At 55.0% G+C, this 19188-nt stretch carries 18 protein-coding genes; 5 read left to right on the top strand and 13 right to left on the bottom strand.

Annotated elements, in window-relative coordinates; translation table 11 throughout:
* Positions 1–23: 23 nt before the first annotated feature.
* The 3 genes from feoB to BQ5353_RS06935 all read right to left on the bottom strand — a co-directional run bounded on the left by feoB (position 24) and on the right by BQ5353_RS06935 (position 2845).
* On the bottom strand, positions 24–2195 hold the full coding sequence (gene feoB / locus BQ5353_RS06945; protein ID WP_071427565.1) for a ferrous iron transport protein B: 2172 nt from the start codon (positions 2193–2195) through the stop codon (positions 24–26).
* Positions 2196–2369: 174 nt separating this feature from the next.
* On the bottom strand, positions 2370–2591 hold the full coding sequence (locus BQ5353_RS06940; protein ID WP_054331288.1) for a FeoA family protein: 222 nt from the start codon (positions 2589–2591) through the stop codon (positions 2370–2372).
* Between the two features lie 38 nt (positions 2592–2629).
* Entirely contained in the window at positions 2630–2845 is a 216-nt protein-coding gene (locus BQ5353_RS06935; protein ID WP_174884171.1) for a FeoA family protein, read from the bottom strand.
* 254 nt (positions 2846–3099) lie between these two features.
* Here BQ5353_RS06935 and BQ5353_RS06930 point away from each other — a divergent pair, with 254 nt between their 5' ends.
* Both BQ5353_RS06930 and BQ5353_RS06925 read left to right on the top strand, forming a co-directional pair.
* Positions 3100–3468, top strand: coding sequence for a metal-dependent transcriptional regulator (locus tag BQ5353_RS06930; protein WP_074026317.1), 369 nt, complete (start codon positions 3100–3102; stop codon positions 3466–3468).
* Between the two features lie 378 nt (positions 3469–3846).
* Positions 3847–4251, top strand: coding sequence for a metal-dependent transcriptional regulator (locus BQ5353_RS06925; protein ID WP_162273117.1), 405 nt, complete (start codon positions 3847–3849; stop codon positions 4249–4251).
* Positions 4252–4360: 109 nt separating this feature from the next.
* Here BQ5353_RS06925 and BQ5353_RS06920 read toward each other — a convergent pair whose 3' ends face one another.
* The 3 genes from BQ5353_RS06920 to BQ5353_RS06910 all read right to left on the bottom strand — a co-directional run bounded on the left by BQ5353_RS06920 (position 4361) and on the right by BQ5353_RS06910 (position 9042).
* A complete protein-coding gene (locus tag BQ5353_RS06920; RefSeq protein WP_083386435.1) occupies positions 4361–6502 on the bottom strand; it encodes a M28 family peptidase in 2142 nt (713 codons plus the stop codon).
* A gap of 319 nt (positions 6503–6821) precedes the next feature.
* On the bottom strand, positions 6822–7502 hold the full coding sequence (locus BQ5353_RS06915; RefSeq protein ID WP_374044674.1) for an ABC transporter ATP-binding protein: 681 nt from the start codon (positions 7500–7502) through the stop codon (positions 6822–6824).
* Positions 7503–7701: 199 nt separating this feature from the next.
* The gene (locus tag BQ5353_RS06910) at positions 7702–9042 is read right to left on the bottom strand and encodes an MATE family efflux transporter (RefSeq protein ID WP_071427560.1); all 1341 of its coding nucleotides are present in this window, start codon (positions 9040–9042) and stop codon (positions 7702–7704) included.
* Positions 9043–9472: 430 nt separating this feature from the next.
* Here BQ5353_RS06910 and BQ5353_RS06905 point away from each other — a divergent pair, with 430 nt between their 5' ends.
* The gene (locus BQ5353_RS06905) at positions 9473–10657 is read left to right on the top strand and encodes a M20 metallopeptidase family protein (RefSeq protein ID WP_071427557.1); all 1185 of its coding nucleotides are present in this window, start codon (positions 9473–9475) and stop codon (positions 10655–10657) included.
* Positions 10658–10729: 72 nt separating this feature from the next.
* On the opposite strand, the gene BQ5353_RS06900 is transcribed toward BQ5353_RS06905, so the two are convergent.
* The 4 genes from BQ5353_RS06900 to BQ5353_RS06885 all read right to left on the bottom strand — a co-directional run bounded on the left by BQ5353_RS06900 (position 10730) and on the right by BQ5353_RS06885 (position 13826).
* Positions 10730–11689: a DMT family transporter gene (locus BQ5353_RS06900; protein ID WP_071427556.1), complete on the bottom strand. Its 960-nt coding sequence runs from the start codon at positions 11687–11689 to the stop codon at positions 10730–10732.
* Between the two features lie 490 nt (positions 11690–12179).
* The gene (locus BQ5353_RS06895) at positions 12180–12533 is read right to left on the bottom strand and encodes an SHOCT domain-containing protein (RefSeq protein WP_083386433.1); all 354 of its coding nucleotides are present in this window, start codon (positions 12531–12533) and stop codon (positions 12180–12182) included.
* Positions 12534–12546: 13 nt separating this feature from the next.
* Positions 12547–12843 carry a DUF6506 family protein gene (locus tag BQ5353_RS06890; protein WP_071427551.1) on the bottom strand — a complete coding sequence of 99 codons (297 nt, stop codon included), beginning with the start codon at positions 12841–12843 and terminating at the stop codon, positions 12547–12549.
* Positions 12843–13826, bottom strand: a complete 984-nt coding sequence (locus tag BQ5353_RS06885; RefSeq protein WP_071427549.1) for an ornithine cyclodeaminase family protein — start codon at positions 13824–13826, stop codon at positions 12843–12845. Before BQ5353_RS06885 ends, BQ5353_RS06890 begins: the two co-directional genes overlap by 1 nt.
* Positions 13827–14504: 678 nt before the next feature.
* Between BQ5353_RS06885 and BQ5353_RS06880 the strand changes: the two genes are divergently transcribed.
* Positions 14505–15047 (top strand): MarR family winged helix-turn-helix transcriptional regulator, encoded by a 543-nt coding sequence (locus BQ5353_RS06880; protein ID WP_054331279.1) that lies wholly within the window; start codon positions 14505–14507, stop codon positions 15045–15047.
* A 338-nt stretch (positions 15048–15385) separates the two neighbouring features.
* On the opposite strand, the gene BQ5353_RS06875 is transcribed toward BQ5353_RS06880, so the two are convergent.
* Together BQ5353_RS06875 and BQ5353_RS06870 are read right to left on the bottom strand one after the other, a co-directional pair.
* On the bottom strand, positions 15386–16567 hold the full coding sequence (locus BQ5353_RS06875) for a M20 metallopeptidase family protein (RefSeq protein ID WP_071427547.1): 1182 nt from the start codon (positions 16565–16567) through the stop codon (positions 15386–15388).
* A gap of 276 nt (positions 16568–16843) precedes the next feature.
* Positions 16844–18028, bottom strand: coding sequence for a M20 metallopeptidase family protein (locus BQ5353_RS06870; protein ID WP_071427545.1), 1185 nt, complete (start codon positions 18026–18028; stop codon positions 16844–16846).
* 113 nt (positions 18029–18141) lie between these two features.
* On the opposite strand from BQ5353_RS06870, the gene BQ5353_RS06865 reads away from it, so the two are divergent.
* Entirely contained in the window at positions 18142–18372 is a 231-nt protein-coding gene (locus tag BQ5353_RS06865; RefSeq protein ID WP_054331277.1) for a hypothetical protein, read from the top strand.
* 46 nt (positions 18373–18418) lie between these two features.
* On the opposite strand, the gene BQ5353_RS06860 is transcribed toward BQ5353_RS06865, so the two are convergent.
* Entirely contained in the window at positions 18419–19081 is a 663-nt protein-coding gene (locus BQ5353_RS06860) for a GNAT family N-acetyltransferase (protein ID WP_071427544.1), read from the bottom strand.
* Positions 19082–19188 lie beyond the last annotated feature (107 nt).

Below are 19188 nucleotides of genomic sequence, written 5' to 3'. Positions count from 1 at the left end.
CATAGATTGTACAAAACGCTCGCTTATGCTTCAACTGTGTCAACCGAGCGCAGACGGGTAGGTTTTTCCACATAGCCTTTGCGGAAGAGCAGCCACAGGTAAACCACCAGGATCACCGCCGCAATGGCCGTACCGATGGAGAAACCGGCAGCGCCGGTGAACAGCAGGCCGAACTGGTACAGCATAAAGGACATGGTATAGGCGAACACCGTCTGATAGCCGATGGCGAACCAAGTCCATTTGGCGTTGTTCATCTCCCGTTTGATGGCGCCGATGGCCGCAAAACAGGGGGCACACAGCAGGTTAAACACCAGGAAGGAGTAGGCGGACAGGGCGGTGAAGTGCTGGGCAATGGCTCCCAGTTCCCCAAAGGCGCCTTCCTCGACCAGCTCCAAAGCGTCGCCAGCCACCGCATAGATGGTGCCCAAGGCGCCGACCACCTCTTCTTTGGCCACAAGGCCCAGGACAGTTGCCACAGCGGTCTGCCAGTTTCCAAAGCCCAAGGGGGCGAATACGGGGGCGACCACTGAGCCGATGGAGGCCAGTACCGAGGCGTCGATGTCGTCCACCATGCCAAAGGTGCCGTCCACAAAGCCGAAGCTAGAGGTGAACCACACAAAGATGGAGGAAAGAAGGATGACCGTGCCGGCCTTTTTAATAAAGGAAGAGCCTCTCTCCCAAGTGCCCCGCAGGACATTTTTTACCGTGGGCAGGTGGTACTGGGGCAGTTCCATGACAAAGGGGGCGGGGTCGCCGGCAAACAGCTTGGTCTTCTTGAGGATGATGCCGGAGATGATGATAGCCGCCACGCCGATAAAGTATGCAGAGGGCGCCACCCACCAGGCGCCGCCGAAAAGAGCGCCGGCGATCAGGGCCACAATGGGCATCTTGGCGCCGCAGGGGATAAAGGTGGTGGTCATGATGGTCATTTTACGGTCCCGATCCTGCTCAATGGTCCGGGAGGCCATAATGCCGGGGACGCCGCAGCCGGAGCCGATCAGCATGGGGATAAAGGATTTGCCCGACAAGCCGAAGCGACGGAAAATCCGGTCCATGATGAAGGCGATACGGGCCATGTAGCCGCAGTCTTCCAAGGCACAGAGCATCAGGAACAGAACCAGCATCTGGGGCACGAAGCCCAGGACGGCACCTACACCGCCGACGATGCCGTCTACAATCAGGCCAGTGAGCCAATCGGCGCAGCCAATGCCCACCAGGAAGCTCTCCACTGCGGGGGAGATCCACTCGCCGAACAGGGTGTCGTTGGTAAAGCCGGTGAGGAGATCACCCACGGTGCTCACCGAGATGTAGTAGACGAAGAACATCACCACGGCGAAGATGGGCAGGGCCAAAAACCGGTTGGTGACAATGCGGTCGATTTTATCGGAGGTGCTCAGGCCGCCCCGTTTTTTCTTGACACAGGCTTTGATCACCTTGGCGATGGCGTTGTACCGCTCGTTGGTGATGATGGACTCGCTGTCGTCGTCCAGTTCTTCCTCGCAGGAGGTTATGGCCTTTTCCAGCTCGGCCAGGGTCCCCTGGGGCAGTTTCAGGCTTTCCAGCGCCTTTTCATCCCGCTCAAACAGCTTGACAGCATACCAGCGCTTGTTCTCTTGGGCGATGAAGTTGTCGGCAATTTCTCCAATTCTGTCCAAGGTATCCTCCACCGGTTTGGAGAAGACGTGCTGCGGGGTGGTCTTGCCGCCCTGGAGGGCCATTTTAACCGCCGCCTCCGCAGCCTCCATGGAGCCTTCGTTCTTGACCGCCGAGGTCTCAATCACCTGGCATCCCAACAGGTCGGAAAGCTTTTTGGTGTCGATGACATCGCCGTTTTTCTTGACGATATCCATCATATTGAGGGCGATGACCACCGGGATGCCCATCTCGGTCAGCTGGGTAGTCAGGTACAGGTTCCGCTCAATGTTGGAGCCATCCACCAAGTTGAGGATGACATCCGGGTGCTCCCCAATCAGGTAGTTCCGGGTGACCACCTCTTCCAAGGTGTAAGGGGAAAGGGAATAGATGCCGGGCAGGTCGGTGATGATGACATCTTTGTGCCCTTTGAGCTTGCCTTCCTTCTTTTCCACTGTGACGCCCGGCCAGTTGCCCACAAATTGATTGGACCCGGTCAGGTCGTTGAACATCGTTGTCTTACCGCAGTTGGGGTTACCTGCCAACGCAATGGTAATTGCCATACGGAATTCCTCCTCTAATTTGAGATTGTTCTGTCAAAATTTGTAGTTAGTAAAAGCTAACCACAAGAGATAAAAAACAGCCGCACAATGGGGTGCCGCCTGTATTGCAGCCATCTTTTTTTGCGCTGGGCCTGTGGTGCATCTGTGCCCAGCCCTGATGGGATCTCTTAGGTATTACTCCACCAGGATGTTGGCCGCGTCCCCTTTGCGGATGGAAAGCTCATAGCCCCGCACCGTGATCTCCACCGGATCGCCCAGAGGGGCTACCTTGCGCACATAGATCTGGGTGCCCTTGGTGATGCCCATATCCATAATACGCCGCTTAAGGGCACCTTCCCCTTCCAATTTCTTAACCATGACCGTCTGGCCAATGGGGATTTCCCGCAATGTTTTCATAGTGATCCCTTCTTTCTCAAAACTGCCGCACTGTCGTTTTACTGGTGCACAATGATCCGGCTGGCCATGCTCTGGCTCAGAGCAACCCGGGTGTCCTTGACGTTGACAATCAGGTTGCCTCCCATCTGAGAGATGACGGTTACAGGGCCGCCTACCACAAAACCCAGGCTCTCCAAAAAGCGCTTGGTTTCATCCTTTCCGTGGATCTCTTTTACCGTGGCCGGTTGGCCGGATGGTGAAAAAGTCAATGGCATAATCATGGTCACTCCTCTTCCGTTCGCATGGCGAACCATTCTTGGGAACTCAGATGGTTAGTGATGACTAACCCGTTCTGCAGTGTAGTTTACCATTGCTAACCCCACTTGTCAACAATTTTTGAAAGATTTTCTGTCCGCCCTTGCCCCATTTCTGCGCCTATGCTAAAATAGTAAGGCATAGGCAACTACCAATTGTTTGATGTTACAATTTTGTTTGCCTTGGCAAACTTGCTCGGAATGGAGGATGCTTTTTGAAGACCAACGAATCCGCAGAAAACTATTTGGAAACCATTTTAATGCTCAAAAAGGAAAAAGGGGCGGTGCGCTCCATTGATATTGTCCATCAGATGGAGTTCACCAAACCCAGCGTCAGCCGGGCTATGGCCCTCCTGCGGGAAAAAGGCCAGATCACCATGGATAAGGAAGGCTGGATTGAACTGACCGACGACGGCCGGGAAATCGCCGAGCGGATCTACGAGCGGCACCTGTTGATGACCGAGTGGCTCATCGCATTAGGGGTCTCGCCAGACGTCGCCGCAGAGGATGCCTGCCGCATTGAGCACGACATCAGCGAGGAGACCTTCCGCCAGTTGAAGGCCCATATTCAAAAACACCAATAATATTGGGGCGGGTATCCATTTGGATGGGTCTCTGGCGAAGCTGCAGAGTTTATAAGAGGTACCACAATATTTTTTCTCTCTGCAAAGAAGATGCGCCCTTTTGGCGAGCGCGCATACATGGAGCGCAAACTAAGCCTTTTGTTCGCGGAAAAAATAAGTTCCCCTTGGGAACCGCCCCTGCGCCTGGCCGCATCGGCCTGGCGGCGCCCCAAAAATTTTATAAAATATCTTGACTTCTGTTTTTCGCTGTGCTAGGATGAGGTTGCGGTTAGATATCACTAACCAAAGGGAGGCTTCGGTTCTTCCTTTTTCTACTCCTCAAAGGTTAGTATATGCTAACCATTTGGGATTTGACTGCGTAAAAAGGAGATGACTCTTGTGGCCCTCACTCCATCCGCGACACGATACCTTCTGGCCATCTACCAGCTAAGCGATGGCGGCCACGCTGTCCGTTCGGTGGACGTGGCGCAGGAGCTCTCAGTGGCCCGGGCCAGCGTGGTCAAAATGCTGCACCGGTTGGTGGCCGACGGTCTTATTCAGAAGGAATATTACGGCAACATTCAGCTAACCCCGGCGGGCATTCGGGAAGCAAACCGAATCTACACCTTATTTGCCATCTTGGAACACTTTTTCTCCAACTCCCTGCAGGTGAGCGAAGAATCTGCCAAACAAGATGCTATCTCCTGCCTATGCTTCCTTTCAGAGGAGAGCCTGGAGCAATTGACTCTGCTATCCCTCCCAGAAGAAGGAAAGGTCCCCCTGCCCTCCCTTCTCATTGAATAACGATTTCCGCCTTTTGTTTCTGCTTTCTGGAAGGCGGATACGCTCCTGTTTGCACAGCAAACAAAAAAACAGCCATCCCGTGGTGGGATGGCTGTTTTTTTGTTGTTCGTTATGCGGCCAATCCGTTCAGCTGGGCGGCCAGCTCCTCCAAAGAGGCGATCTCCTCCTGAACCAAGCGGTCCAGCAGCTGGGCCTGGCGGGCCTCCGCTGCCTTGAGGGCGGCGATCTCTTCGGTGTAATCCGCCCCTTCAGTTCCGGCTTTGTCCTGCACGGCATGGATCACGTCGAATAGATCCTCGTGGCCAACTACCCGGCCGGCGCCCCACATCAGGCGGTCAGCAGGCTGGTTCAGCACATAGTCGGTGAAGTAGGTGAAGGTCTCCTTGTCAAAGTCATAGGCATACCAGTTGTTGTCCACCCCGTAGAGGTATTCATCCAAGGCGGCCTGGCCGTTACCGGCTTCCAGAGAGGCAATCGCGCCTTTCAGGTTGGCCAGGTTGTTCTGGGCATGCTGGTGGGGGAAAATGGAGGAATCCTCCCAGGTCAGGCGGACCAGATCGTCCTGGGCCAGCTTAAAGGTGGCAAGCACCCCATCCCCCAGGGCAGAGGACCCATCCAAAATCTCCTGGGCCTTGGCTTCATCCCCCTGATGGAGGGCGTCAGCGTAGGAGGCGTTGACCTCAAACACTTTGTCTCCGGCGGCCTTGGCGGCCTCAGAAGCGGCGGATACCGCAGCCAGCAGGGCCTCGCTGTCCACCTTATAGGCGGCGAAAATCTCCTTGTCCACACTGTCACCCAAAGCGGCAAACCGGGCGGAGAAATCCAAGGGGGAGACGGCGCAGTGGTCGTACTCCATCACCATCAGCCCATACATGTAATGGTGGAAGAGGAATGCCTCCCGGCTGTAGGTGTCCTCGTTGTCAAACTGGGAGTGGTAGATGCTGGAGGAGAAATCCCCCCGCAGGGCGTTGACGCTGGCGGGGATGCCGGCGATAGAGATGGAGAAATCATCCGACCAGGTCTGGGTGGGGACGATGATTTCCACCCCGCCGGGGAAAACGCCCTCCACGGTGGGGATGGTGGGCAGGAAGCCTTCCATAAACCGCTTCAGCTCATAGGAGGTGCGGATGGAATCGGTGTCCCCTATACTGAGGGCAGGCATCTCAAAGTTGATGTTGGCGATGACCTTGCCCGCCCATTCGGGATGGGCCTCAAACACCTGCTTATAGGCGCCGGTAGACCAGTCGTACCGGGTGTTGGTCATCCCCCATTCCTCTGCGGCCATAGCACAGAAGACCAGGGTCTTTTCCGGCTGGTAGCCACTGTCCACCAAGCCCTTGGCAATGCCCATCATCAGGGCGATGGCGGCGCTATCATCCTGGAAGCCGTCGAAGTAAGCGTCGTAGTGGGCGCTGACCATCACCATGGCATCTGGGTCTTTTCCGGGGATCATCCCCACGATGTTGTAGCTGGTGCCGTCCAACCCCACCTCGCTTTTGGCGTCAAAGGTCACGGTGATCTCCCCGTTTTCTGAGGCGGCAATGGCCTCTTTCAAAGCGCCGGCGTCGGTCTGGGAGATGGAGAAAGCAGGGGCGTCAGCCGGGCCGCAGACATCCTGGGCATTGAGGGCGTCGGGGCTGATCTCGGCATATCCGCCATCCTGCATGGCGAGAACCGCCGCAGCGCCCTTCAAATGGGCCTGGTAGGCAGGGTAGTTGATCCACCAATCCTCGCTCTGGTTGATATCTACAAGCACAAGCTTACCGGTGACATCCAGCGGCTCCAAGTCGGCAGCAGTGCCCCTGCCAGCATACACTACGGTGTATTCCCGGGGGCCCTGGGTGTCAAAGTTGGTGTGGTACCCGCCAAGCACGGCGGTTTTCTCCTGGCCGTCAGCGGCCTGGAAGGTAAGGTCGGCTTTTTCAAAGGTCCAAGTGTCCAAGGTGATGGCGTCTTTGGTCACATTCTGAAGACCAATCTTCTCCATCTCCTCTTTGAGCATCTCCCCGGCGGCAATCTCCGCTTCGGAGCCTGCGGTGCGGTAGCCCAGCTTCTCGTTGGTTTTGAACTCGGTCAGTTTTTTGGTGAGTTCATAGGAGTAGTCCACGTCCACCTTGTCTAGGTAGGCCTGCTGCTCCGCCCGGTAGGAGGTTTCGGGCTGGCTGGAAGTTCCACCGTTCTGCCCGCTGCATGCGGTGAGCGCCAATGCGGCCGCTGCGAGGAATGCTGCGATTCTCTGGATTTTTTTCACTTATCAACATCCTTTCTAAAATTGGGTTGTATCACACATCATACAATAAAATGGCGAGATTGCAAGGATTTTATGAATAATTTGTTTTGTCGCCATTCATTTTTTCCAATTGCGATTATTTTTTCCCTGAAATAAGGCCAAATTTTTCTGTATTCTCCAAAAAAGCCCACTGTCTTGCAGGATGATGGCACTGGGATATTCTTTGTTTGTGGTTCCTTTCACAAATTCTCCCCATCTGGGAAACGCAAAAAATCCCCCTGGGAATCCAGTGGATTCCCAGGGGGACAATGTGGGGGGATGGCAGGAGAACAGGCTTCCCCTATACAGTCTCTTTGGTGATAGCTTCGTTGATATAGTCCTCCACAATCTTGCCGTCGATGATCCGCACTACCCGGCGGGCGGAGGCTGCAATCTCATTGTCGTGGGTAATCAGCACAATGGTGCGGCCTTCCCGCCACAGTTCCCGCAGGATGTTCATCACGTCCACGCCAGACTTGGTGTCCAGGTTGCCGGTGGGCTCATCGGCTAAGATCATAGGCGGACGGGCGGCAATGGCCCTGGCGATGGCAACCCTCTGCTGCTGGCCCCCGGACATCTGCATAGGGCGGTGGGTCAGCCGTTTTTCCAACCCCACCCGGGTCAGCGCCTCCACCGCAAGCCGCTTGCGTTCCTCTTTGCCCATACCGCGGTAGATGAGGGGCAATTCCACATTCTCCACAGCATTCAAGCTGGGGATCAGGTTAAACCCCTGGAAGATAAAGCCGATCTTCTTGTTGCGGATGTCCGAGAGCTCATCGTCCCCCAGAGTGGCCACATTGACTCCATCCAGATAATATTCCCCGCTGGTGGGAACATCCAGGCATCCCAGCATATTCATAAAGGTGGATTTGCCGGACCCGGAATGCCCGACAATCGCCACAAACTCCCCATCCTCAATGGAAAGGTTGATGCCATCCAGCGCCCGTACCTCATTTTCGCCGGGGTTGTAGATTTTATACATGTCCTTGATTTCAATCAGTGCCGCCACGCAAACACATCCCATCTGTTAAAGTCTATCCCCTATAGTATGCTGTGCTCAAGGGCGATTCAACCATATTCTGTGAACATTTTAGATTGTAAGAAAACCGAAAACCTTTCTTTCGGTTTCCATTCAAAATCCCCCCCTCACAGGCCGTGAGGGGGGGCAAGAAAAGACTCCCTTATATGGTTTTCATCTGTCTCCAGCGGCCGCTCTTCCAGCGCAAAAGGAAGATCGCCGCCCGGACGTTTTCATCTATAGCAAAGGCAATCCACATCCCCACAAGGCCCATCCCTTGGTGGATGCCCAAAAACCAGGCAAGCCCCACGGCGATGATCCACTGGCTGGCAATGCCCACCGCCACCGGGTATTTGACATCCCCCACCGCTTGGAGGTTGCGCACCAACACGATGTTAAAGCTCCGCCCGATTTCCAAAAACACCTCCACTAGCATCACTTGGGCCCCCAATGCGACAATCTGGGGGTCTTTGCTCAAAAATCCATAGATGGGCCTTGCGAACAGCCATAGCACCAAGGTGATCCCCACCGTCACCGGGACAAAAGTCTTTAAAATATGGCGGTTCTCCCGGTCGGCACCGTCAAAGTCCCGAGCGCCAATGTGGTATCCCACCAAAATCTGGCCCGCTTGGCTCACCGCCTGGATCAGGGTATAACAAACCTGGGCCAGCATGTTGGCATACATGCGGGTGGTGACCACATAAGCCCCCAGAGTGTTGACAAACACGAGGCTTGTCATCTGGGAGAGGTTGTAGGAAAGGCTCTCCCCGCCTGAGGGGAGGCCAATGCCCAGCAGCCGCAGCAGCAAATCCTTGGGGAACGGCTTCAAAAGGGAAAGGCGGATTTTCTCCCCCCGGACATTGGCGTAGAAAGCGGCGATCATCATTCCCATGCCGGCGATGCGGCACAAGGTAGTGGAGATGGCCGCGCCCGCCGCACCTAGGGAGGGAACCGGCCCCATCCCGCCGATGAGGATGGCATTGCCCACGATGTTGATCAGGTTGATCACCCCGGTGGACAGCATGATCACCAGCATCCGGGCATGGGCCCGCAGGAATGCGCTGAAGGTGAGCATCAGCGCCTGGAAGGGCAGGGAGAGGCCGGTGATCAGCAGATAGCTGCGCGCTTCGGGGAGGAGTTCTGCCGGGATCTGCATCCAGGCGAGGATAGCGCCGCCGCCAAAGTAGACCATCCCTGCCAAAACCAAACTGACAAAGAGGTTCATCAGGGCGGAGAGGGTGTAGATCTGGCTTACTTTGTGCAGATCCCCCGCCCCCAGATACTGGCTGATTAAAATAGTGGCTGCCAGGCTGATGACGCTGAACGTCAGAATCAAAATGGTGATCACCTGGTTGGCGTTGCCCACTGCGGCGACGGCGGTGGTGTTGTATTGGCTGAGCATCACTTGGTCCACATTTCCCACCAAAAGCTGCAGCAGCAGTTCGATGAAAATAGGCCAGGTCATGGACAAGAGGGAATGGGGCTGGGCGACTGGACGCTCCATAAGACGGTCCTCCTTTGCCGGGCGCGGGCCCGGAAATTGATTGCCGGGGATACTTTTTCTTTCAAAACGACTTGTATTATACAATGGCAAATCGGAATTGAAAAGATTCAGAATCCCCCGATCTTTTCCCGGATACTGCATATTTTTTAGGCATTTCGCCCGCGGAAGCATTTGTGCAGATTCCCCAGGACTTTCCTGCAAATTTTGTGTGATCTTTGCAGTCCCTTCCTCGTTGCTCCTCACTACTTGGTTTTCCTTCCATTTTTGGGCAAGTTCCCCATCCTTTTTCTTGCAACTGGGCTGTTCTTTGTTTATAATAGAAGGGAATCCCCGCCGGCCCCAGTTGGAGTGGATCGTCCGGGAACCTGCTCGATTTTTCCGATTCATCGGGAACTCACCATAGCTATTTGACAAAGGAGGATACATACCTATGCAAACTATTTTGGAACAGGCAAAAGCCCTCGCCCCCGAAATCATCTCCTGGCGCCATCAGATTCACATGCAGCCCGAAGTGGGCCTTGATCTCCCCAAAACGGTAGCCCTCGTCACCGAGGAATTGAAAAAAATGGGGTACGAGCCCCAGGAGTGCGGCGGCGGCGTTGTCGCCGTCCTGGACAGCGGAAAGCCTGGCAAAACCCTTCTGCTGCGGGCGGACATGGACGCCCTGCCCATGGATGAGGACTCCGGCGAGGCTTTCTCCAGCCAGGTTGCCAAATCGGCCCACACCTGCGGCCACGACACCCACACCTCCATGCTGCTGGGCGCCGCCAAGCTGCTGATGGACAACAAAGATAACCTTGCAGGCGGTAAGGTTAAATTCATGTTCCAGCCTGGTGAAGAAGGCCACGGCGGCGGCCATAAAATGGTGGAGGCTGGCGTTCTGGAAAACCCCCATGTAGATGCTGCTATGGGCTTCCACTCCTTCGCCGGCCTGGATGTCCCCACCGGCCATGTGGTGTATTCCCCTGGCCCAGCTATGGCCTCCTGTGATATGTTCACCATCACCGTCACCGGCAAAGGCGCCCATGGCGCACGCCCTGAGGCCGGTGTCGACCCTCTGAACATCCTCTGCCATATCCACGGCATGCTCCAGACCATCAACAGCCGGGAGCGCAAACAGCTGGAGCCCATGGTCTTGACCCTCGGCCAGCTGGTCTGCGGTGATGCTCCCAACATTATCCCCAATGAAGGGTATATGAGAGGCTCTATCCGCGCCTTCAGCGAGGAATCCCGCCAGCTGTTTATCCGCCGCCTCAATGAAATTTCCAAAGGGGTGGCCGAATCCCTGGGCGGCACCGCTGTGGTGGACTGCCAATCCACCGGACTTGCCACCGTCAATGACCTGACCGTAGGCAGCGAAATGGAAGGTTACCTGAAAGAGCTCCTGGGCGACGACCACGTCTCCACCTGCGAACCCTCTATGGGCTCCGAGGACTTCTCCGAAGTCATCAGCCGGGTGCCCGGCGTGTTTATGCGCCTTTCCCTGGGCTCCTGTGAGGAAGGTTACTGCTTCGGCGGCCACCATCCCAAGGTACGTTTCAACGACGAAGGCTTATATCTCGGCTCCGCCTGCTTCACCCACTGCGCTCTGCGCTGGTTGGAGGAGCACAAATAACCAAAACAAACAGCAAAACTCCCCTGGGGACATACCCCCAGGGGAGTTTTCTTACTGAATGGGCAAACACGGCTACTGGGGCTGATCCCCTTCCGCCAGGGCTGCGGCTTTGGCCTCCATTGCCTTTTGAGCTTCCTTTTGGTCCACAATCACATAGTAGATCAAACCGGCGATCATCACCGCCGCACCCACATAGGTCATGGGCTTGGGCACCTCCCCTAGGAGGAAGAAGGCCACAATAGCGGTGATAAACGGCCCCGCCAGGTTGATGACCGAGGCAGTGACAACATTGATGTACTTCATCGCCCAAATGGGGGCGGTGTGGCAGAACAGGGTGCAGAACCAGCTGAGGATTGCCATATAAAAGACCGCTTTTAAGTTGAGGCGGAAATCCGCGCCGGTGAGAAGGCCATAGACCCCAGTGATAATAGTCCCCAGGCAGTAGTCTACCCCCAACAGGGGCAGCAGGTCCAATTCCTTGCGCACTGCGCGGGCGAACACCTGGTTGCCGGCATTGAGCACAGCAGAGGTCATAATGAGGGCGATGCCCAAGGCGCTTCCGCCGACGCCGCCTCCCAGTTCATCCGCACCGATGATAAAGACGCCTGCCAGGCAGATGGCCACCCCCACCAAGGCCCGGGCCGAGGTTTTTTCATGGAGGAATACCCACGCCATCACCACCACAAAGATGGTGGTGCAGTTGCCCAGGGTGTTGCAGATAAAGGCTGACGTGCCTTGGTTGAGGGCCTCTGCCCAGGCAATTAAGGCAAAGGTTTTGCACATGGAATACCCGATGACCTGAAGCCAGGAGGTTTTGGTCATGGCCTTGACCTTCTCCCGATTTTCCCATTTGGAGAAGAGCACCGGCAATACCAGCACCGAGACAAACAGCAGCCGGTAAAAGGTGATAACCGCAGCATCCACCCCGGTTTGGATGATGAGTTTGATCAGCGGGGAGATGAAGGAACCTACGACCATGCCCAAGACACAGACCAGGTAGACTTTAAAGACCCCTCTTTGTTGGTTTTCCAATTCCGTTACCTCCCAGATTGTTTCATTCTGCTTTCTAACTGTTGGAACCGCGATAAGATGAGTATATCAATTTTGCAGAGTAAAGTAAATTGACGAATGCTCCAAATGCCCTACCCCTTTCTGGAGCTTGCGACAAATTCCCTGGGGAATTTTTGCCCATCCTTCCCCCAAGCAACCCAAGTTCCGGATGGAGTGAAACCCTGCGGGGCGTTTTTGTGGAGCATTCAAAACAAAAAATAGGCCCATATTTCATTGTTTTGCAAAATGGGGAAGTGGAGCCCAAAGAGCTTCTTCCCTTACGACGGGGAATCCCTGGCGGCTAAACTCCTATTTTGGCTACAAGACCGGCGCGCAAACCAATGAAACCCCCGGAGGGCAGCATTGGTGCTGCCCTCCGGGGGTTTCATTGGTTTCATCCAGGGGGAGCTCCATTTCCCTGCCTTTTTCCACAGCAGGAGGAGGGAATCGTGGAAAACCCCTCTGGTATTTTTTATAACTCCTCCAAAATCCGCTTGCGGGATTGGTCGTACTCCTCCCGAGTGACCAGTCCCTTTTGGTACAAATCCTCCAGCCGGCGAAGCCTCTCCTCTGGGGAATGGATCGAAGCATTCCCTTGGGGGAAGTCATCCTCCACCACAATCGTGTGGGTGGCGACCCCCTTCTGTGAAAATACATTGATTCCATTGACCACGGCAATGGCGCCGGCGCCCAGCGTCCAAAAAATGCCAAAGGGGCCCAAGGTGGGAATGACCACAAACAAGCCGATCCCCACAAAGATACAGCCCACGATCAATCCCAAGACGGAACCCGCTTTTCCCGGCTTAACTTGGATGTTTTTGGCCACAGGCAACCCCCTCCTACTCTGCAAAGAATGTTTGGAATAAACCATCCTCGCTGGGGGAGTGGGTCACGTAGCCCACCGCAACAGCTGGACCGGCGGCCTCTTTGACCGCTGCTGCCCCTTCGGGGCCGAACGCCCCGCAGAGCTCCACCGCACCCAGCCCTTGTTCCGCCACGAGGCAGCGGACGGTGTCGCAGCCCTCCTGGAGGGAGCGCACTGGCACAAACAAGGTGTCCATCCGCTCCCCAGGGAGGGTACGGGTTTCCTCCGGGCCCTGGTCGGTCATCAAAAGAAAGGCAAAGACCTTTTTCATTACAGCTCGACCTCCAGGCCGATCCCCTGTTCTTTGGCTTTTTGATAAATCAGATATGCGCTGGCCAGGTCCTCCACCGCGATGCCCACTGTCTCAAACATGGTAATTTCTTCAGCGGTCTTGCGGCCTTCCAGTTTGCCCAGCAGGATTTCACCCACTTCGCCGACCACCTTGTCGGCGCTCCACTCCCCTGCGTTCATGGGGATGACCAGGTCTCCGCCGTCCCGCAGGGCAGCTTCGGTCTTATCCACATAGACCCGGGCCTTCTGCACAACGCTTGTCGCCATCTCCCGGGCGACAGGGGAACAAGCGCCCACCGCGTTGATGTGGACGCCGGATTTCAGCCACTCGCCCTCCACAATGGGCTCCTGGGCTTTGGTGACGGTGCAGAGGATATCCGCATCCACCACAGCTTCTTTGGCGGTCTTGCAGGGGATGAAAGTAATGTTGGGGTAGGCTTTGGCCATCTCTGCGCAGTAGGCATCCACCGCTTCGGGGACAATATCCCAAATATATACCTTTTTAATAGGGCGCACCAAGGAGATCGCTTCCACATGGGCCCGGCCCAGTTTTCCAGCCCCTAGGATGCCAAGAACCGAGGCATCTTCCCGGGCCAGAAGGCGGGTGGCACTGGCGCTGGTGGCAGCGGTGCGGATGGTGGTGATGCACTCGGCACCCACAATGGCGATCAGGCTGCCAGTCACCGTGTCAAAGATGGGCACAATGCCCTGGGCGGTGCCATTTTTGCGGGCCTCTGGGCCAGGGAAAATGGTGACTTTGCTGCCGGTGATCTCCTTGGTGTCAATGGTGGAGGGCATTCCGGCAAGGATGTTGCCGTTTTTATGGTGGATCATCGACCGCTGCAGCATGGTGATAGCTCCGGCGGAGACATCCCGCAGCACCTCATCCATGGCGGCGATGCAGTCGCCCATCTTTAAAAGGCGTTCCGCCTCAGCATTGCTGACCAGTAAAGTCTTGCTCATAGTGAATCCTCCTGTCTAATGTCAAGTTTCTTCTTGCTAACCAATTTGGTTCTATTATACCATTTTTGCAGTAGAACACAAGAGGATTTGGGCAAAAAGAGAAGAGACCCGGCCTTGCGGCCGAGCCTCTTCTTCAGTGAGGAAAGAAAGTTATTGAAATGGAAGTGAAAGGAACTAGCGCATGAAATCCCCCATGACCCGGGCGGCGTTTTTCCAGGCTATTTTTTCAATCTCATCGTCGGTGAAGCCATCCCAGTGGAGCTGGTCAAAGAGGAGGCCAACCTCTTGAAGTTCAAGGCCGTTTTCAAAAACGCCTTCGCCTATAGAATTTCAAACCAACAAAGCGCTTTTTCGAGTTTTAATTGCCCCCGAAGTCCTAATTATTTACCTCAAACACAATTATTCGCAGCGAACTGACAAAATTATATTAAGCACATTAATAAAATTTTTAGAATATATATGCAGCCGAATAGCTTGGATAAATCTCAATTTTAAGGTTTATTAAAATGTTAACTTTCTAAACAATATCTGTCAAGGGGTTTTGAAAAAATTTATCAAAACAATAAATCAGGTTTGTACTTTCTGGTATTTTTGACTAGAATCTCATTGTATCTCCTGTGCTTTACAACGGGGAAAAATATGGTACAATAAAAATATACAAATTAAGGATGTGAAATTATGCTGCAAATAGATGAAATGGACCCATCCCAATCCATCAACGACTTGTTTCAGCCACTTTACCAAAGAGCCAGCAATATCTATACCTTTGTGGCATTGCGCAATCAGGCCGATGAAATCAGCCGGGATTACGGCACTGGCGAACTGAGCAACATGACCGAGGCCCACCTGGTCATCGATATCTGCGATCATGAAGGCGCCACCGTCACCGAGCTGGCAGAAATGTCCTGCCGCACCAAGAGTGCCATCTCCCAGATCATCGCCAAGATTGAGAAAAAGGGCTATATCACCCGCAAACGCTGCAAAAGCAATTACCGGGTGTACCACTTCTATCCCACCGAAGAGGGGCTGCGCCTCTGCCGCCAACACAAGATTTACGATGTACAGATGATGTTGGCCACTAACGAGCGGCTGCTAAAATTTTGTACCCAGGAGGAGATTGACGCCTTCTACAAAGTTCTCCACTACCGTTGTATCGATCTGAAGGAGAGGCTCGATACAGACCGCAAAGCGAGCATGGAAAAAGAAAAGGCCGCCAAGTAGAGGGATTGCCCCACTAGTCGGACGCCAATTCAGCAAAACCCCCGGGAATAGATTTCCCGGGGGTTTTTTGGATGGATTTGCGGGGGGCTTGCCCCTTTTTGTCGCTTTCTGTTTATCTGCTAATAATAAAAGGCCAATATTGCTTTTTTCTATGGATATTCGGCTTATTAGTTAAGAAACTTATCAAAACTTCTCCCTTTTGGTTCATAGGGAGATACCGTTTTTATCTACTTACCCAAACAAGGGGATTTCACCCCTATGACGGGCGGGGATCCCCTTTCCGCAGCAGAACACAACGATGGGGAGGCCCTAGGGCCTCCCCGTCAATTTTCCTGTTGTTATTGATGGTTTGCCAGCCAGCTCATAGCGGTATAGGCATAGACGGCGCTGCCCACCGGCAGGCCCTCTTCATTAAAGCAGACCTTGGGGTTGTGGCCGCCATAAGTATAGCCTTCGTCGTTGCTGCCCAGGCTCACCCGCAGGTAGCTGCCGGGAACTGCCAACATCACCTCGGAAAAATCCTCCGAGCCCATGCCCGCCGGGATGCAGTGGACCTTATCCTCCCCCAGCATCTCTTTGACGTAGCCCACCAGCTCGTCGGTCTGGGGAATGTTGTTGATGGTGGGGGCCATCTCGGTGGTCCACTCGATGTCCACCTTGCCGCCAAATGTGGCGGTGATACCCTCTACAATCTCGATGAACCGGCGTTTGGCCAGCATCCGCACATCCTGGTTAAAGGCCCGGATGGTGCCACTGATAAAGCCGCTGTTGGGGATGATGTTGCAGGCATCGCCGGCCACCAGCTGGCCAATGGTCAGAATGAGGGGCTCCTGCTGGGGCCGCTCCCGGCTGTTGATGGTCTGCAATGCGGAATGGATGTGGCACAGGATGTTGATGGGGTCGATGCCGTTTTCCGGCCGGGCGCCATGGGCCCCTTTTCCAGTGACGGTGATCTTAAACGCATCCGCACTGGCCATAGAAGGGCCGTTGCAGTACATCACATGGCCGGTGGGGTGCTCCTGGGCGGTGGCGCTATGGATCCCCATAGCGGCATCCACCTTGGGGTTTTCCAAAATGCCGGCCGCTATCATTTGTTTGCAGCCGTTGTATCCTTCTTCACCGGGTTGAAACATGAACTTAACTCTGCCCTTGACCTTGTCCTTATTCTCCATCAGAATTTTGGCCGCACCCAGCAGCATGGCGGTGTGGGTGTCGTGACCGCAGGTGTGGGCCGCTTTAGGGTTCTTGCTGGAAAAAGGCAGGCCGGACTCCTCTGCCATAGGCAGGGCATCCATATCCGCCCGCAGCAGGAACACCTTTCCATTGGGGTCCCCCTCCAGAACGGCGGTGACGCCGCCGCCGCACTCAGTGGGCTCGTAGCCCATCTTTTTCAGCTCCGTCATCACATAGGCGCTGGTCTCGGGGAGCACCGCGCTGACCTCAGGGTTTTCATGGATGTGGCGCCGCCAGGCGATGATTTCCGGTTTGAGCTCCTCTGCCCGTTTGAGAATGTCGTTCATATTTGTTTCCTCCCGGTAGTATTCGCTGTTTAATGCGTTAAAGTATACGTTCATTATACCATTCTTGTCGGGGATTGCAAGGCTCAGGGGCCGATTTTTGCAGTTTTCCCATTTTAAATGAATTGCTTCATCCCACCTTGTGGATAATTCACAATTTAAAGTGTGAAAGCGACAATATTATAACCTGTGACCCTCCGCCCTACCCCGGATCCCCGCCTTCTCCCCCAGCCATTGCCATAAAAAGGCCCTGGGATGCGCCCAGGGCCTTGCTTGGAATTACTGATTGTTTTTGAGCCATTCTTTTGTACAGTGGAAGAAAAGGGCGGTGCCCAAAGGCATAGCGGATTCATCAAAATCCGCCTTGGGGCTGTGGACACTGTAGGGGTAACCCTCCGCCTCATTGCCCATGCCCAGCCAGAAGAACCCGCTGGGCACCCGCAGAGAGACCTCTGCATAATCCTCAGAACCCATGCTGGCGGGCAGTTCCACCAGGCGCTCGGGCGGGACGATCTCCTGGATGGAGCGGAACAGCTCCCCGGCCACCTTGGGATCGTTGATGGTGGCGGCGGTGCCAGCCTTAAAAACCACCTCCGCCTTGCCTCCCAAAGTGGAGGCCACCCCTTGGGCGATCTCCACCAGCCGCCGTTTGACAAACTGGCGGACTTCCTCGTTGAAGGCGCGAATGGTTCCGGACATGGTGCCCTCGGCAGGGATGGTGTTGGGCGCATCACCAGCGGAAATCTGCCCGATGGTCAGCACCACCGGTTCCTGCTGGGGCCGCTCCCGGCTGTTGATGGTCTGGAGGGTATCGTGGATGTGCATCATAATGTTAATGGGGTCGACGCCCTCCTCCGGGCGGGCGCCGTGGCCGCCTTTGCCGGTGACCTTGATCTCAAACACATCGGTGGAGGCCATGATGGGGCCCATGCGGTACCCGATCTGGCCGGAGGCGATCACCTGGCCCACGTTGCAGTGGAAGCCCATGGAAGCATCCACATGGGGATTTTCCAGGATGCCGGACTCAATCATCAAAAGGGCGCCGCCAGGGCCTTCCTCATTGGGCTGGAACATGAATTTGACCCGGCCACAGAGTTCTTCCCGATCCTCCATCAACAGCTTGGCCGCGCCCAGCAGCATGGCGGTATGGATATCGTGGCCACAGGTGTGGGCCGCGCCGGGGTTCTGGCTTTTAAAGGGGTGGTCGTTCTCCTCATCCATGGGCAGGGCATCCATATCCGCCCGCAGCAGGATAGTCTTTCCCGGTTTTCCCCCTTCCAGTACCGCTACCAAGCCCCCTTCGCAGATGGGCTGAGGGTCATACCCCATCTCCCGCAGCCGGGCCTCCACAAAGGCGCAGGTCATAGGCAGGTTGGTGCCCAGCTCTGGGTGCTGGTGCAAGTACTGCCGCCACTCGGTCAATTGGGGCAACAACGCGGTTGCCCGCTCCATGGGATCATGCATACAGAAACCTCCTCACAGCAATTGGTTTGATGGCTTTCCTTTCTATCCTCACCGGCAGCGCGGGCCGGAACTAGGTGTGCTCTCCGCCCTTTCCCCTTGGATGTATCCTTTCTTTGATTTATCTGAAACATGATAAATTTTCTTGCATCTCGATTAATTTTTATTTCTACATTCATTATACCAACATCCCCCTGGTTTTCCCAGAAGAATTGAGGATTTTTCCACCTTCCCGGCTGGAAATCAGCACCACGCCACAACACAATCTCTCCCCTTTGGTCACCCTGCCCAAAGGCAAAGGGCTCTCCAAGGTGTTCTTCCCCAACAGAAAACGCGCGGAAGACTAGATCTTCCGCGCGTTTATTACCCCGTGATCGGGGAACCCCGCCCCAGTCAGCTGGCCGCCAGGGTACCCTGGGCCGCCTCACTGGGCCGGACCATGCAAAATTGCTTCAAGGGGAAGTGTTTTTTCACCACTTCGAACAGATGGAACCCATAGTGCCTATAGATTTCCAGGTTCCGCTGGTTGTGGGTCTCCAAGGAAACCTCCATGCCGTTTTCATCGGCAAAGGCGAGGACCGCTTTCATCAGCCGGCTCGCCACACCCTGCCCCCGTTTGGAGGGCCGCACTGCAAAGTACACCACATGCAGCCGGGGCGCTTCGCCCAAATCTTCGGTCCACTCGGAGTTGAGGTACTCCTGCCCCCGGATAAAATTCCACAGGGTTTTGCAGGAGGGGTCCTCCTCCAGCAGGAGCGCCGCCGTCTTCCAAGAGGCAAACATCTCAACAATACGGCGGCGGACCCCGTTTTGGGGCTCCGTCTCATCCGATACGATGATGATGCCGTTCATCTCCGGACTGTCGGCGTATACATGGCAGGTTTGAAACAATTCGTCCAGATCACACTGAAAAAGTCCCGGCAGAAGTCGTTTTCGCATTGTTTTTTGCGGGATTAGCTGGCAGTACAAAGGATCTTCCGCAAAGCATTGGGTCAACAGATCCGTCAGCTTGTCGGCATCCTTTTGATCCACCGGATACAGTTGGTCGATCTTCAAAATTTCACTCACCTTTTTTATTGTAGGACCAAAGAGGGAAGTTCTTTCCATTTGGGCCGTTTACCGAATCATGTTGGCATAAGGCAAGTTATTTAATATTCATATTC

It is taken from the genome of Merdimmobilis hominis, assembly GCF_900104615.1.
Taxonomy (GTDB): Bacteria; Bacillota; Clostridia; order Oscillospirales; family Ruminococcaceae; genus Merdimmobilis; species Merdimmobilis hominis.
The sequence above is the reverse complement of the archived record's forward strand: the minus strand, read 5'-3'. Positions and strand labels throughout refer to the sequence as shown.

Bases quoted from the DNA above. Each gene is read 5' to 3' on its own strand.
- feoB (WP_071427565.1), bottom strand. From the start codon at position 2,195: ATGGCAATTACCATTGCGTTGGCAGGTAACCCCAACTGCGGTAAGACA.
- BQ5353_RS06940 (WP_054331288.1), bottom strand. From the start codon at position 2,591: ATGAAAACATTGCGGGAAATCCCCATTGGCCAGACGGTCATGGTTAAG.
- BQ5353_RS06935 (WP_174884171.1), bottom strand. From the start codon at position 2,845: ATGCCATTGACTTTTTCACCATCCGGCCAACCGGCCACGGTAAAAGAG.
- BQ5353_RS06915 (WP_374044674.1), bottom strand. From the start codon at position 7,502: ATGTATAAAATCTACAACCCCGGCGAAAATGAGGTACGGGCGCTGGAT.
- BQ5353_RS06910 (WP_071427560.1), bottom strand. From the start codon at position 9,042: ATGGAGCGTCCAGTCGCCCAGCCCCATTCCCTCTTGTCCATGACCTGG.
- BQ5353_RS06905 (WP_071427557.1), top strand. From the start codon at position 9,473: ATGCAAACTATTTTGGAACAGGCAAAAGCCCTCGCCCCCGAAATCATC.
- BQ5353_RS06890 (WP_071427551.1), bottom strand. From the start codon at position 12,843: ATGAAAAAGGTCTTTGCCTTTCTTTTGATGACCGACCAGGGCCCGGAG.
- BQ5353_RS06885 (WP_071427549.1), bottom strand. From the start codon at position 13,826: ATGAGCAAGACTTTACTGGTCAGCAATGCTGAGGCGGAACGCCTTTTA.
- BQ5353_RS06880 (WP_054331279.1), top strand. From the start codon at position 14,505: ATGCTGCAAATAGATGAAATGGACCCATCCCAATCCATCAACGACTTG.
- BQ5353_RS06875 (WP_071427547.1), bottom strand. From the start codon at position 16,567: ATGAACGACATTCTCAAACGGGCAGAGGAGCTCAAACCGGAAATCATC.
- BQ5353_RS06870 (WP_071427545.1), bottom strand. From the start codon at position 18,028: ATGCATGATCCCATGGAGCGGGCAACCGCGTTGTTGCCCCAATTGACC.